General features: G+C 61.7%; 12 protein-coding genes and 1 pseudogene. 7 read left to right on the top strand and 6 right to left on the bottom strand.

What is annotated here, in order from left to right; genetic code table 11:
- The first annotated feature begins 93 nt into the window (after nt 1-93).
- Both JLZ96_RS14985 and JLZ96_RS14980 read left to right on the top strand, forming a co-directional pair.
- Entirely contained in the window at nt 94-435 is a 342-nt protein-coding gene (locus JLZ96_RS14985) for a hypothetical protein (RefSeq protein WP_201010474.1), read from the top strand.
- Between the two features lie 407 nt (nt 436-842).
- Entirely contained in the window at nt 843-1418 is a 576-nt protein-coding gene (locus JLZ96_RS14980) for a hypothetical protein (RefSeq protein WP_201010473.1), read from the top strand.
- Nucleotides 1419-1502: 84 nt separating this feature from the next.
- Here JLZ96_RS14980 and JLZ96_RS14975 read toward each other — a convergent pair.
- Nucleotides 1503-1736: pseudogene (locus JLZ96_RS14975) on the bottom strand (transposase); the annotation flags it as partial.
- A gap of 601 nt (nt 1737-2337) precedes the next feature.
- Between JLZ96_RS14975 and JLZ96_RS14970 the strand changes: the two are divergent.
- The 3 genes from JLZ96_RS14970 to JLZ96_RS14960 all read left to right on the top strand — a co-directional run bounded on the left by JLZ96_RS14970 (nt 2338) and on the right by JLZ96_RS14960 (nt 7704).
- On the top strand, nt 2338-3000 hold the full coding sequence (locus JLZ96_RS14970) for a TetR/AcrR family transcriptional regulator (RefSeq protein ID WP_179274154.1): 663 nt from the start codon (nt 2338-2340) through the stop codon (nt 2998-3000).
- Nucleotides 3001-3202: 202 nt separating this feature from the next.
- Nucleotides 3203-6283, top strand: a complete 3081-nt coding sequence (locus JLZ96_RS14965) for an MMPL family transporter (protein ID WP_201010471.1) — start codon at nt 3203-3205, stop codon at nt 6281-6283.
- 587 nt (nt 6284-6870) lie between these two features.
- Nucleotides 6871-7704, top strand: a complete 834-nt coding sequence (locus JLZ96_RS14960; protein ID WP_167325905.1) for an SDR family NAD(P)-dependent oxidoreductase — start codon at nt 6871-6873, stop codon at nt 7702-7704.
- 92 nt (nt 7705-7796) lie between these two features.
- Here JLZ96_RS14960 and JLZ96_RS14955 read toward each other — a convergent pair whose 3' ends face one another.
- Both JLZ96_RS14955 and JLZ96_RS14950 read right to left on the bottom strand, forming a co-directional pair.
- Nucleotides 7797-8402, bottom strand: a complete 606-nt coding sequence (locus JLZ96_RS14955; RefSeq protein ID WP_057474017.1) for a hypothetical protein — start codon at nt 8400-8402, stop codon at nt 7797-7799.
- Between the two features lie 805 nt (nt 8403-9207).
- The gene (locus JLZ96_RS14950; protein WP_032366508.1) at nt 9208-9423 is read right to left on the bottom strand and encodes a DUF3263 domain-containing protein; all 216 of its coding nucleotides are present in this window, start codon (nt 9421-9423) and stop codon (nt 9208-9210) included.
- Between the two features lie 500 nt (nt 9424-9923).
- Here JLZ96_RS14950 and JLZ96_RS14945 point away from each other — a divergent pair, with 500 nt between their 5' ends.
- A complete protein-coding gene (locus JLZ96_RS14945; protein ID WP_196249358.1) occupies nt 9924-10946 on the top strand; it encodes a diguanylate cyclase in 1023 nt (340 codons plus the stop codon).
- 418 nt (nt 10947-11364) lie between these two features.
- On the top strand, nt 11365-11790 hold the full coding sequence (locus JLZ96_RS14935) for a helix-turn-helix domain-containing protein (protein ID WP_032366510.1): 426 nt from the start codon (nt 11365-11367) through the stop codon (nt 11788-11790).
- Between the two features lie 24 nt (nt 11791-11814).
- On the opposite strand, the gene JLZ96_RS14930 is transcribed toward JLZ96_RS14935, so the two are convergent.
- The 3 genes from JLZ96_RS14930 to JLZ96_RS14920 are packed head-to-tail and all read right to left on the bottom strand — an operon-like array spanning nt 11815 to nt 14070.
- Nucleotides 11815-12732, bottom strand: coding sequence for a hypothetical protein (locus JLZ96_RS14930; protein ID WP_167328450.1), 918 nt, complete (start codon nt 12730-12732; stop codon nt 11815-11817).
- A 1-nt stretch (nt 12733) separates the two neighbouring features.
- A complete protein-coding gene (locus JLZ96_RS14925) occupies nt 12734-13225 on the bottom strand; it encodes an ImmA/IrrE family metallo-endopeptidase (RefSeq protein WP_032366511.1) in 492 nt (163 codons plus the stop codon).
- Nucleotides 13222-14070, bottom strand: a complete 849-nt coding sequence (locus JLZ96_RS14920; protein ID WP_201010470.1) for a hypothetical protein — start codon at nt 14068-14070, stop codon at nt 13222-13224. The genes JLZ96_RS14925 and JLZ96_RS14920 overlap by 4 nt, the downstream gene beginning before the upstream one ends.
- Nucleotides 14071-14308 lie beyond the last annotated feature (238 nt).

The raw sequence follows: 14308 nt of genomic DNA, 5'->3' as shown, positions 1-14308 counted from the left end.
GCCATTTTCCATGGTCCACCTGCCGGTCATCACCTGAGTTATTCGCTGGAGACGTCGACCAGCACCTTGCCGAACACCCACTCAGGAGCGAACATGACCAGGAACCCTCTTCGTGAGGCGGAGGAGAACAACCCCCACGGGGTGGGGTCGGTGACCGATGGCGAGGTGGCTCAGTTCACGGCGGCGGTGGAGTATTTGCGGTCGGTGATTCTTGCCGCGTTCGGGGTGGAGTGGACCGATCCGGTGTTTTCCGGTGACAGGTACGTCGTGACCGAATTCCCACGCAGTCGTGGTGGGTACTTCACCGGGTATGACGGGGTGCGCAAGGTTGTGCGTGGGTATGCGGTGATGTCGGGCGATGAGCGCAACCTCGAGGGTGGGTCGGTGACGTTCGGTCGGTTCGAGGATGCGGTGAAGGCTACGCAGCGGGGGTGATTCGTCCGTTTCGGATGCCACACCGTGGCCCTCAGCTGGGCAGTGTGGCGTGGATGTGGAACGGCACGACCGGGCCCGGTGTCGTTGCGCACCAGTTGAATCGGTCGAATACACAGTTTCGTTATTTCCTCGACGAGGAGCCGAGTGCATGGCTCGAAGGTGGGCGGAGTGGGGCTGCGTTGTCGCATGGTTTGGGTATGTCGGTTGCGGCGTTCATCGCGGTGATCGTCGCGCATCCGAAGGTGACTGCCAAGGATGCGACAGCATGGCCGAAACCGGTGCGACCCTGACCCTTCGACCCGGTATGGCTGGTTCGGCATCGTGAGAAACACATCCAGTCAGGAGCGAACATGACCAGGAACCCTCTTCGTGAGGCGGAGGAGAACAACCCCCACGGGGCGGGGGCGTTGACCGATGACGAGGTGGCTCAGTTCACGGCGGCGGTGGAGTATTTGCGGTCGGTGATTGTTGCTGCGTTCGGGGTGGAGTGGACCGATCAGGTGTTTTCCGGTGACGGGTATGTAGTGACCGAATTTCCACGCAGTGGTGGGTACTTCGACGGGTATGAAGGGGTGCGCAAGACTGCGCGCGGGTACGTTTCGATGTCGGCATCCGAGCGCAACAGTGAGGGTGCGGCGGTGACGTTCGGTCGGTTCGAGGATGCGGTGAAACGCTACGCAGCTGGGGTGATCGGTTCATATCGGATGCCGCACCGTGGCCCCCAACTGGGGTACGTGGAGTGGATGTGGAACGGCACGACCGGCCCCGGTGTGGTGAGGCATTCGTTGAATCCGCCGTACGATACGGATTTTCGCTATTTCCTCGACGAGGAGCCGAGTGCATGGCTCGAAGGGGGGCGGAGTGGGGCTGCGTTGTCGCATGGTTTGGGTATGTCGATTGCGGCGTTCATCGCGGTGATCGTCGCGCATCCGAAAGTGACTGCCAAGGATACGACAGCATGGCCGAAACCGTTGCGTCCCTGACCTTCTCGACCCGTATCGATGGACGGGTCAGACCGGCATCTCCATCCCCGCCGGCGGCAGGGACCCCAACGCTGAGAACAACAGTAGTGTGCGCGCGGCGTCAGCGACGATGGACGCATCGTTGGCGTCGGTCTTTCCGTTGCCGGGATACAGGTCGGTAATGCGACGCATACGCCGTCCGGGTAGGTAGGCGACATCGATTCCGCAATCGCAAGCAACCACAACCGGGAGTGCGCCGATGTTGCGTGGTCGGTCGACGATCACCAGCAGCTTTTCGTGACGGCTCAAATCGTCGACCATTCGCCGCAACGCGGCCTCGTCTTGACGATGAGCTCGCCGAGAACCCGACGGGACGTACACCGCATACGAAGTCAAAAGCGCGGAGCGACCGGAGACGAACGGGTTCCTATGTGGTCGGACCGTCCAGCTGGGCCGTTCGCGTGGCAAAACGGTGCGGTGTCTGCTTTGATTTCGATATGTCTGCAACGCGAAGTAACACTTACATTCACGATTCTGTCGACATAAAAGCTCAGTCGCGACACAATCCAGTCGCTGCTGACGGAAAGCCGGGGGCGACGTGACGGGCGGGGGTCTCGAACTGAGCGATGCGCTGGTCGCGTTCGCTGTGCAGTGGGAGCCGTTCGGGGGCGCGTCGCCTGCTGATGTCTTTGTCGAGTTCGGGATCGACATCGATGAGTATCGGCGTCGTTTGTTCAGTCGATTGTGCAGGCCCGATCGGGCGCTGGTCCCCCTTGATGTGCACGGGCGACTCATCCGGTACGCCCTCGAGCCTGCGGAATCCGAGCCCAGAGTCGGTGAGTAGTGCACCGCCGCTGATCTCGCCGCGACTGTTGTGATGCGGGCGCTCGGGTAGTCTTCGCGGTCTGGGTCGTGAAGAACCGACAGGGCAGGAATGTTCGTGAAGCAGGTGCAGTGCGTGTTTCGGTCGCTACTGGGTGCTGATCCGACTGCTCAGCGTTCGTTGAGCGATCCGGCTGCCGCGCGAATCGTCGACGAGGCGATCGAGGCGATCGCGGTTCTCGGTTGGCGTCGTATGACGATGAGCGATGTGGCCAAACGCGGCCGTATCGGACGCGCGACGCTGTACCGCTACTTCGCCTCCAAAGACGAACTGCGCGATGCCATCTTCCTGCGGGAAGTCAACCGCTTCATGGACGCGTCTACTCGAGCGAGGGCCAGCACAGCCTCCGTGGAGGATGCGCTGACCTCGTCACTGGCGATTACGCTCGAATTCGTCCGTGACAACCGCATGCTGAACAGGCTTCGCGAAACCGACCGCGAAATGCTCCTGGAGGCCCTGTTCGACGACGACCTGATCGCAATGGGACGTGAATTCTCCGCACAGCTATGGAAGACCCAACTCCACGGCGAGGCACCGGTCGACGAATCTGTCATGACGCATCTTCGGACAGTCAGTGAGATCACCACCCGGCTGACGTTGTCGTTGATCGCCAACCCACAAACCGTCGTCGACTTCACCGCACCCGACGCGTCCCGTGCCTACGTTCAGCGGTATCTGCTGCCTCTGTTCCGCCCGTCCACGAACTTCGGGCAGGCGTAGACCTGCCCGCTGCAGTAGTGCCTTGAACACGTTTTTCGCATCGATGACCCCACCCTTGGGCGTGGCCTGCGCCATCGACAACATCGCCGAGCAGACGACATAACCGCCTCGGCAGCCCTTCTTGTGCCTGTCGTTCTTCGATGCTAGCGTCACCGACACTGAGACAGACTACGTATGACTGTCTCACTACGGAGGGTGTCAGATGGTTCGTCGCGCAGTGGGGAAATTTGGTTTCGGTGCGATCACCGCGGTCGCCGCGAGGCATTCCTGGTGGGTCGTCGGCATCTGGCTGATCGCGGTCGCCACTCTCAATGTCGTTGCGCCACAGCTCGAACAGACGGCGACCGAGAAGTCTGCAGCGATCGTTCCCTCCGATATGCCCTCGACCCAGGCCCTGGTTCGAATGGCGGACGACTTCGACACACCGGCATCGACGGCCGTCGGTGCTGTCGTCCTTGCCAGCGACAACGGGTTCGGTGAGCAAGAGCAGAAGTACTACTCCGAACTGATCGCCCGCCTGTTGGCGGACCGCGACCATGTGGCTTTCGTTCTCGATATGTACGGCGATCCCGCTACCCGAGACTTCGCGGTCAGCCCCGACGGCAAGGCCGTCACCGTGACGGTCGGTGAGCAGGGCGATATCGGTACCGCCGACGCTCATCGATCCACCGAGGCCATCCGTTCGACGATTACAGATGTCGCGGCACCCGAGGGGTTGGATGTGCACTTCTCCGGTCCCGCACCGACGGTGGTCGACGAATTCATTGCGGTCGATACTTCGATGGTCCTGATCACGGCGGTGTCGGTGCTGCTGATCACGTTGATGCTGGTCATCGCGTTCCGGTCGGTAGTGGCTGCGCTGATTCCCCTTCTGACCATCGGCATCGCGTTGGCGGCATCACGGGCAGTGGTGTCTGCACTGGGATGGAACGCGGTTCTTCCGGTCTCGACGCTGACAGTCACCTTGATGACAGCCCTCGTCCTCGCAGCAGGGACGGACTACGCCATCTTCCAAACGGCGGCCTTTCACGACGCACGTAGGCGCGGTGAAAGTCCCATGCGGTCGGTCGTCACTGCGGGCTCGAACGTGGGAGCCGTTCTCACGGCATCGGCATTGACCGTCGCCGCCGCCGCAACGTCGATGGTCTTTGCCAAGAACGGCATGTTCACCACATCCGGGCCGGCGATCGCCATCGGTTTGATGGTCACCCTCGCCGTGTCTGTGACCTTCACTCCCGCGTTGATCGCGATCTTCGGACGCCGCGGATGGATCGAGCCGCGAGTCTCTCACGAGCGGCAATGGCGCAAGCGCGGTTCCCGAATCCTGCGCCGCGCAGGCGCGCTCACCGCAGTGTCGGTTCTCGCCCTCGTAGCGTTGGCCGCACCAGCGCTCGGCATGGTCCCCAACGGGGACGACAGCGCCATGATCATGGGCGACGCCGACTCCACGGCGGGATACGACGCGGTGTACCAACACTTTCCGGCCAACGAGATCGTTCCTGAATACTTGGTCGTTCGCGCCGACCACGACCTACGGAACACGACCGATCTCGCAGCATTGGACCGTGCCGCCGCCGCAGTGGCGGACCTGCCGAACGTTGCGTACGTGCGGTCGTTGACCCGGCCGAACGGCGAACCGCTCCCCGAGTCCGCAACCGGTTACCAAACCGGCCTGATCGGCAGCAGTCTCGGCGCAGCGCAGGGCCAGATCGCCAACGCACAACCCGACCTCGAGCGATTGGCATCCGGCATCACCGAACTGCGAGACGGAGCGCTCGATGCACAGAAACAGCTACCCCAGTTGGTCGATGGAACCAATCAAGTTGTTGCGCTCTCGAATTCGGTGATCGATCTGTTGCCTACCGTCACAGCCCTGACCACCGCCACCACTGCCGACGGCCGAACCCTCGATCAAGTACTCGGCCAAGTGCAGTCGCTGACCGGCACGCTCGGAACCCTGGTCGCGGCCATCCAGGCGAACCAGGGTGCGGTGAACGACTTCCAGAATGCGCTGGCCCCGTTCGCTTCTCCCGGCCCCTCGCCGCAGTGCGCCGTGAATCCAGGCTGTTCGGCCGGGCGCGCACTGTTCGACCAGCTCGACGCCGCAACCTCGGGCGCACTGACCGCAGCCCTGTCCGCATCCGACGCCGTCACCGCGCTGCCACCCGACACTATCGACACCATCGACAGCGTCCTGCCGACACTTCGCAACGGACTGGGCGAGATCGATTCGCTCGTCGCATCTCTCGGTGGTCGCACACCGCAATCGATCCGGTCCGACCTCGAGCGACTTCAGGACGGGATGTCGGCACTGGCAACGGGAATGGACCAGATAGCCGGTGGCCTCTCTCAGGCCAAGGACGGCACCGACACGACAGTGGCGCTGACCGGACAACTCTCCGACGGCCTCGGCGACGCCGCGAACTATCTGTCATCCATGAGCCGAGATACCTCCACCGGACCCGGATCGGGATTCTATCTACCTCCGAGCGCCCTGCAGGACCAGCGATTCGTCACCGGAGCGAAGTTGCTGATGTCGCCGGACGGTCACGTCGCACGTATGTTGGTGATGCAGGAGGGAAACCCCTACAGCGCCGACAACATTGCCACTGTCGGTGACATTTCCCAGGCCGCACGAAACTCGTTGCAGGGCAGCACTCTCGCGGACTCCGAGGTCGGCTCCACCGGCCTCACCTCGATCACCGCCGACATAATCGATCAAGCAGAACGCGATTTCCTGCTGATCGCAATCGTCGCCGCGGTCGCCGTCTTCGTCATCCTGGCAGGCCTGCTCAGGAGTCTTGTCGCACCAGCGCTACTCGTAACTACCGTGTTGCTGTCGTTCGCCACAGCTGCCGGCATCAGCGTCCTACTGTGGCAGCACCTCATCGGAATCGGCCTGCACTGGTCGGTTCTACCGGTCTCGTTCATGTGCCTGGTTGCCGTCGGAGCGGACTACAGCATGCTGTTCGCATCGAGAGTCCGCGAGGCCAGCGCCGGCGGCACCACCAGCGGAATCCTGCGAACTTTCGGAACCACCGGCAGCGTGATCACCACTGCGGGAGTGGTATTCGCAGTCACCATGTTCGCCCTGATGTCAGGTTCTGTAGTGCTACTGCTGCAGACCGGCTTCACCATCGGTGTCGGACTGTTGATCGACATAGCCGTGGTGCGCACCGTCATCGTCCCCGCAGCACTGCACCTGCTCGGCAACCGAATCTGGTGGCCCTCGGCACCAGCAGTGCAGAACCGGCACATCCGAACACATCCCAGTCACCAGTGATGCCATGCAACCGGCCCCATCTACCCGGCATCCGATACCAGCCCTTACCGTCTCGAATGCGAGGAGAAAAATATGCATTGCGCTCTCGATCAGCAACTCGTACTCGTGTGCAGGGGCACCCCTGATTCTGCAGGCGGACGCCGCCGTAGACACTCGAGTCCACATCGAAGTATCGAGTCGTCACCGATTCGCGCCGAGCACGAACCCATCACTGCCGTATCCCATTTCGACAATCGGATGGTCTCAGCTATCGAGTGGGCACCGTTCGGCGGCGGAACAGCCCGCGACATCGACGCTGTCCACGCGCTGACGGTGACCGCGTTCTACGAAGAAGTACTGTCGTTGGCCGACAGCGAGGAGTACCGCCGTAAGTTGCCCAGGATTGTGCTCGAGCGCGTAACCGAGACGGCACGTCTTCGCCTCCGCCTAGAGCGCAATATTGAACCAACACACGCGAACCCCGACCGTAGCCCTGATCCACCGAACCAGGGGACCTCGTCGACGCGATGAGAGCTGCTGCACAGCCCCACACCCACCAAAACCGTTGCTAGAAGCCCGATTGGATACATGAGACAGGAGCGAACGCAATGACCGGAACAGCCGTAGTGACAGGAGCAGGACGCGGAATCGGGAGGACCATCACCGACCGATTGTGTGGCGAGGGATGGACGGTGTATGCGACGGTTCGTTCGGATGCACACATGCAGGAACTGTCCCAACTGGATCGGGTTGTTCCGATCCGAGTCGACATCACGGACGACGATGCAGGCGAGGTACTCACAGAAAATGTTCCTGCGCGAATCGACGCGCTGATCAACAATGCCGGATACGCGCTGACGGGACCACTCGAAACGGTATCGGCCGACCAGCTGATGAGTCAGTTGGCCACAAATGTGGTCGGTCACCACAGAGTGACCCGAGCCCTGCTTCCCAACCTACGCGCAAACGAAAACGAGAATGCAGGCCGGATTGTCTTCATCTCATCACTGAGTGGATTGTTCGCGATACCGGGCAATGGTGCGTATACCGCATCGAAGTACGCGGTCGAGGGGCTCGCCGACACCCTGCGTATGGAACTACGACGGTGGAGCATCGGAGTGAGCTTGATCGAGCCTGGGACCACACGAACCGACATTTGGACCGGCATGTCGAACGACTTCGATGCCACCGTCGCACAGTGGTCCGACCGCGACAAGGACCTGTACCGGCCCGCCACCGACAAGATGCGTCGACTCATCCCCCTGCTGCAACGAAGTGCCGTTGCCCCCGAACGCGTCGCCGACGCAACACTGCGAGCACTGACCGACAAACGACCCCGACGCCGCTATCGATGCGACCTTGCCAGCCGTATACAGATCCACGCAATGGCCCTCACGCCCGCCACTGTCACCGATCGATTACTGGCCCGTGCACTCGCCTGAGTCGTCGCGCGCACATTCCTGGGCCTCAGCAGTACAGCCCCCGGAATGGGGGGACACCCGTCGATCCCTAGCCAGTTGCGATCGGACACTGTTCAGCAATCGCCGCTCGATTCGAGGATGCGCACGCTCCGTTCGAGGTTGTGAAGCACGTCGACCTCCCGAGCAGCGTTGTCGCCAACCCGCCCGGACCCGGCATAGAGGGTGATCGTGCTCGTCACGGTGCGCCCAGGAATGGAGACAACAGAGCCTGGTGCGATCGGCTGGTCATGATCGGACAGGCGGAAGGCGACGTGGACGCCGGGAGTCGATGTCGGTGGCCACATCGCGGCGTTGATCGCCGTGCAGATCAGGACATGAAAATCCCGCGAGCGGAACCGCGGCCGACCGGTCACCACATAAACCAGCGTTCTCGAAGTGAAATCGGGGTCGCCATACGGAGGGGGCAGAGGAAGGAAGGCGACCGCTTCCCAGGTCTTGTACGAATCGAGCGCACGGTTGTATGCGAAATCCTCTCGTAAGTGCGGCCGGGCGTCGAGAGCCAGCGAGTACAGAAACCGAGCAGCGAGCTCGGCATCACCGCGATCGACCGTGCCATCGGAAATCCCCCGGAGCTGGACCGCCACTCTTTCGGCCTGGAAGGCCGACATCGCAATCGGGGCGTCGTCGCCGTCACGGATGGCATTGAAATGGTCGGTCACAGTGTTCCGGGGGCTGAGATGATCGACGGGTCGCAACCCGGGCTGAATGATGTCGGCTCAGCGCTGTAGTCATCGGTACGGCCGGTGGTGCGCGCGTTCCGCTCGAATTTTTGGTGCTCGATCGACGCGATTCGCGCTCGTACCACCAACTTTGCAATTCGAACGCGTGCGGCTCGGCGGCCCGCAGGCGGCCACGACACCCACAATTTCCTCACGACAACCATGATGCCCTCCCACACAACGCGATTGGACGTGAAAAACGAAGGACTATCTCACACCCGTACGGACTCGACGCGACCTTTGCGTCCGTTGCCAGCCGCTAGCCGATCCGGCAGAGGCATGCGAGTCCTGTTCAGTACAAACCTATTTGGAGACCACAGATTCTCTCGCTTCTACGTGCCTTCGGTCGACGAGTCGGCGCTCGGTCCGCTGTCTTTCCACGTTGTCCGAAGAAGGTCACCGCAGCTTGCCGCACTTACCCGGTTTGCGGACAGCTACTTTTCCGCTAACGTATGTGTGTCGGCGTCGAACACGCAGACGACGTCGGCCGCACCGGGCGCGGGGAGCCTTCCCCCGGGGTCTCGATACTCGCACCCGGTGCGCAAGTAGCCGAAATAAACTGACCAAAAACGATATACCCGGATCGTCGGAGTGACAGAGTTGTGTTCGGAAGAACCGACTCTTCGTCGTGTGACAACCGAAGCACAGACCACCCCAAGCCCTGAACAACGAGGCCACGGTCCGGGCTAACAGTCAGCGACACCTACATGGTGCCACGGGACGGATCACAGTCCTCGCGCAGCGCTCACCTGGTCGCCGCGTACCGCAGAAGTCGCCGATAAACGCCGGGGTCCAGGTCATACGCCGTGGTACGAGTCAAGATGCGGTGCAGCCGAGCTCGGAACTCGTCGACAGACAGGCCGAAGCACAGCAGAATCTCCGAGGCGTCCGCACCGCCGTAAGGCTCCCACCTTCTGGCGAAGTCCAGGACAACGGCATCCTCGGTTTGTCGTGGCATCATCGGGTAAACCTTTGCTCCAGAAGAATCAAATTGCTCCAGCTAACTCTAGGCTATCAGCCAGCCGACTGTCGACACTCGTTTGCATTCGCAAGCGCCCTGGCGCCCGTAATCGATACGCACCCGGCCGGCCAGTCGAATGATGTTCATACTGAACCATTGTCGAGAACGCATACGCTCTCGACCTACGGACGACGACCACACTCATCGACAGGCTGCTCCACACCTCACACTGGCCACCGTCAGCCAGGCAAGCAAACAGCAAGCAGTCGGCGTTCCATGTCACAGGCTTCCCAACAGCCCCTTCGCTCACCCACGCGATCAGCCTGAGACGTGTAAATAGCTGGTAGGTTGCCATGTGGACACCATGGTGCGACATTGACACATGAACGATGTGCATTCGCAGACAAACTACTTCGCACAGTGGCGCTCGACATCGACAGATGTTCATGCATGTTCGGTAACGGATCGATAGCTGCGTCGATATGCAGGGAGTGAAATCAGTGCGGACCACGCTACGACCCACCATCCACTTCCGGGAGGGTGGCCGCTGGATACTACTGTCCGTGCTCGCCCTGCTGGCTGTCGCAAACGGGGCCGGACTCACGTTGGCGAGGTCTGCTACCAACGACAGGCAGGCCACGGAGTACACCTCATGGTGGTTTTTCGCGGCCCTCGTTGTCGCTATCCTCGGGCTCGCATCGCTGGCTACGCCGAACGCCGGAAATGCCCGCCATTCGATCGCGCTGTCGTGTGCCGCCACGTTGCCGCCCTGCACCCTGGTCACCCAAGGACTCGCGATGCTCCAGATGTGGGGCCTGGTGTCGATTCTGTTCCTGGCCATATATATTCGAGTCTTCTACCCGGCTCGAACTGCCCGCTTACTCGTCTGTGCACTGGCGGCGACAGCCGTAATATCGGCAGTACTGTCCCCCACGCCATCACCTCTGGTATGGATCGGTTTCTATCTCGTGAGCGTATCCGTGGCGGCCGAAGTATTCGGTGCGATGGGGGCGACGCTGATAGATGGTGCCTTGCGTGACCCCTTGACCGGTGCACTCAATCGAGCAGGTGCGGCGCACGCGGCAAGCCACCTCCTGGCGCGCACCAGGAAACGCGGCGAGAACTTGGTCGTCATCGTGCTCGATGTCGACGATTTCAAAGCCGTCAACGATTGCCACGGGCATGCAGAAGGCGACCGCATCCTCGTCGAGTTGGCGCGGTCGTGGATGACGTCGCTTGCCCCGTCCGACGTGTTGGTTCGCTTGGGGGGTGACGAATTTGCAGTTCTCACAACCGGTTGCAGTCGATCCGAAGCAGAGGCTCTGGCATCCTCGCTGGTCGATGGCCATGTAGTCGAAGTGTCCTACGGAGTGGCCATTGCCGAGCCCGAAACGGACCCGTACGGAATTCTGATATCGATCGCCGACTCGGAGCTGTACTGCAACAAGCGTTTTCGCCGAAACCATTGCGACGGCACCAGCGGTGGCAACAGTTGCGACGCCGATCCCTCGATTGCCATCTGAGGTGCCGAGAGCGAGAACGACACATCGATCGAGGTGGTGAAGATTCGCTCCGAGACATTTGTGAACTTCGCAATACGCTGGGCTCGACTCGGTGGGGCAGACGAGAAGACAATCGAGGAAACATTCGGGATTTCCACGGATGAGTACCGGCGGCGGCTGCGCCTGGCGCTCACGCTGACGGACAGTTCGATCCTCTCTCCTGAAGAACGACGACGTCTTGTGCGTTCGGTTCGCACTGACGGCCCGCAGTCGAGACGATCCGGGCAGCACTAGCGGCGCTCCACCCGGCCACTGGTCGAAACGACAGCATTTACCTCGCGGGTGGAGAAGTCGGGGTCTCGAAAAGGTAACATCACGACCCGGAGCTATCGGGCGGTTATCCCGACGCTCATCACCACCACCGAGGAGGGCTTGGGCAGTGCCGACGCAGGGGTCTTTCGCGGAACGATTGAACAAGTTGTTCGAATCGATTCATCCTTCGGGACGGAAGCCGTACACGAATGCCGATGTTGCCGAAGCCCTGGCAGCGGCTGGTCACCCGATCTCGAAGCCATACATTTCGCAGTTGAGATCCGGTCATCGAACCAATCCCTCGAACGAGACCGTTGCGGCGCTGGCCCGCTTTTTCAAGGTCAAGCCCGACTACTTCTTCGATCCTGTGTACGAGGCATCGGTGGACCGCGACCTGGAGGTCTTGTCGCAACTCCAAGGCTATGGCCTGCGACGACTGTCCACGCGAGCATTCGACCTATCCGAGGAATCACAGAACCTGTTGACCGCAATGGCGGAGAAGCTGCGGACCAGCGAGGGGCTGCCCGCAGTTCCCCCGGATGGATCGGACTGACTCCTTCCGCTGTCGCGGATCGCGTCAGCGCCCGAATTCCGAAGCGATCATCGTCACCCACCTGGCCAGCGACACGCCGCTCGGCACAGCAATCCAATGTCCACCCATAACTGGGTCGGCAAGCGGATCCCGAACCGTGCGGGCCACGCGAACGGCTCGGGCACCGGATTCCACAGGCACAGGCGCTCCGTCGTCGAATTGCCCGGCACCGACCTGAAGGTACAACGCGTCCATGATTTCGGAGACGTGGTCCGATGCACGCAACACCGTCGGAGCGCCCGACCGTTTGTCGTCCACCACCTCGGGAAATCTGCGAGTGAGAGTGCGATGAAGGTTCCTGATGCGCCACAACAGGATCCGCGCACGAACCCAGCTCGTCACCAGAACCCACACTGCGGCAGCGGCCATCAGCAGCGCGCCGGCCGTGAGTACCGAGTGTCGGGGTGCAGACCCGAAGACAACCGATACCGCCACGAAAGCCGGTGCACACGTTCCGACACAGAACAGAGCTACCGCGCGGCCCAACGGCGTTCGATCGACCATTCCGAGACCTGTGACAATGAGTAGCGGAAACATGAGAAGAACGAAAACCCACGCAGCAGTAGGCCACACAGCGGAGGCAATTCCAGAAGCCACAGCGAAGAAGACCACTGCTGCGATCGATCGACGCTCTCGCGCCGCGCCGAGCATCGGTCGCGCAGTCAGAGTGATGACAGCGGAAGTTGCGGCAACTCCGATCCAACACATTCCGATGACGGTCGGCACGTCGACATAGGGTGTCAGGAGTCGCGCGACATCGTCGACCAGCAATGTTTGCCCCACAGCGAGGAAGCCAACGGCGAGCACAATGGACACTCGCACGGTATTCGCGCTCCGCACCACCACGCGGCCGACGCGAGCACCGACTGCGAGCCACACCAACAGCGCCGCTACCCAGTCCATGTCATCCCAGAGCCTGATCGAAACGCAACACCGACAATGGAGCGCCTCGGGTGTTCATCCGCCGCAGCCGCTGTAGCAATTGGCCGGCGAACGTTTCCGCCTCCCACTCTGCCAGGGCGTCCGACCCATCGAGAACTGTGGACATCAAGCTGCGCTCACTGAGCATGAACGCGATCAACTCGTCACTGACTACGTGCAACGATTTCTCTACCGGTGTGCCTTCGTGCCGAAACACGATGTGACCCAGCTCATGCGCCAGCGTCCGTTCGTAGTTCGGTAGATCCGGGGCCAGAACGATGACGTCATGGTTGGGGAAAGCACGTCGTTGTCCGCACACGCCGGGCGGCAGCTCGGCCATCTCTACCTCGATCGACCTGCCCCGCTCTCTGGCGACTGCGGAGACTATGTCATCGAGATCGAATTCTGTTGTGTCCGAGGCAATGTCGAATACGACGTCAACTGCGGCAGACACGCGGCGGTGCGAACGGATCATGGGAACAACTCCGCGCGCGCGGCAGACCGTCGCGCCTCGGTAGCGCGCGCACCGCGAAAGGTGATGACACCCGCTCCGAACCCCGCCAGCGCCAGGCCCGCGACGCCACCGACAACCGGAAGAGGAGCCACGTCATGGAGACCGCTTGTTGCCGAGGACAATTCGGTATCGGGATCCTCCTCTTCGATCACGCCATCGACGTTCGCCGCCGGCGTCGGTGACGGATCGGTAGTACTCGTGGTTTCGGTCTGCGAATAGGAAGCCGTCGGTGCCTCGTCGCCAGGAGACTCGTCGGCGGGAGACTGGTCAGCGGAAGACTCGGGCGAGTTTGCAGCATCCGACGCCGGCGACTCGGCATCCCGCGGTTCGAGCGGGTGCACCGTTTTCCCGACAGTCGAGGGTTCCGAGTAGCGGGTGTCGGAATGCAGCTCGCCATCGGCGATCGGTGGGCCGGCATCGGCACTGCTTTTCGGCTCGGCTGTTGCAGTCTTCTGCGTGTCAGCGGAAGTCGCGGTCGGGGTGTTGCTCGTCGTGGTCGGGTCGCTGCTCGTCGCGGTCGGGGCGTTGCTCGTCGTAGTCGGCTCGACAGTGGTCGCGGTCGGATCGTTGCTCGTCGTAGTCGGCTCGACAGTGGTCGTGGTCGGACCGTTGCTCGTCGTGGGTGTCGATTCCCCACACTTTCCGGGCCGCCCGACGCATATTTCGATGGTGCTGGCCGCCGAGGTCTGGCCTGCCACAGCTATGGCGAAGACACCCGAGGTGAGGGCTGCACAACAGATCGCCAGGCCCACCTTGTGCCCCATCGAGGTCATGGCAGGCACCGATCCCACCCAGACGTGGACCACGTGCCGATCTTTTTCACGCAGTGCATTGCCCCTCCGCCTGATTGATGGTGGTACCGACCGGGATAGGACATCCGGCAATACAAAATGTGTCGCTGATCTTGTAAATCGCGTTACTCGTCGATGCTGTGATGTCCAACACCGGCACTTCCCATGTCGTTCTTGCGAGCCGAATTCGAATCAGTAGCCTTGAGCTGCAACATGATTCGGCAACGTGCAGTGCGTCCACTACACGCGGCGC

The organism is Rhodococcus sp. NKCM2511, assembly GCF_014905595.1.
Lineage (GTDB): Bacteria > Actinomycetota > Actinomycetes > Mycobacteriales > Mycobacteriaceae > Rhodococcoides > Rhodococcoides fascians.
The sequence above is the reverse complement of the archived record's forward strand: the minus strand, read 5'-3'. Positions and strand labels throughout refer to the sequence as shown.

What these genes read in the sequence shown, in the direction of transcription:
- JLZ96_RS14985 (WP_201010474.1), top strand. Translation starts at nt 94, where the DNA reads ATGACCAGGAACCCTCTTCGTGAGGCGGAGGAGAACAACCCCCACGGG.
- JLZ96_RS14965 (WP_201010471.1), top strand. Translation starts at nt 3,203, where the DNA reads ATGGTTCGTCGCGCAGTGGGGAAATTTGGTTTCGGTGCGATCACCGCG.
- JLZ96_RS14960 (WP_167325905.1), top strand. Translation starts at nt 6,871, where the DNA reads ATGACCGGAACAGCCGTAGTGACAGGAGCAGGACGCGGAATCGGGAGG.
- JLZ96_RS14950 (WP_032366508.1), bottom strand. Translation starts at nt 9,423, where the DNA reads ATGATGCCACGACAAACCGAGGATGCCGTTGTCCTGGACTTCGCCAGA.
- JLZ96_RS14930 (WP_167328450.1), bottom strand. Translation starts at nt 12,732, where the DNA reads ATGGACTGGGTAGCGGCGCTGTTGGTGTGGCTCGCAGTCGGTGCTCGC.
- JLZ96_RS14925 (WP_032366511.1), bottom strand. Translation starts at nt 13,225, where the DNA reads ATGATCCGTTCGCACCGCCGCGTGTCTGCCGCAGTTGACGTCGTATTC.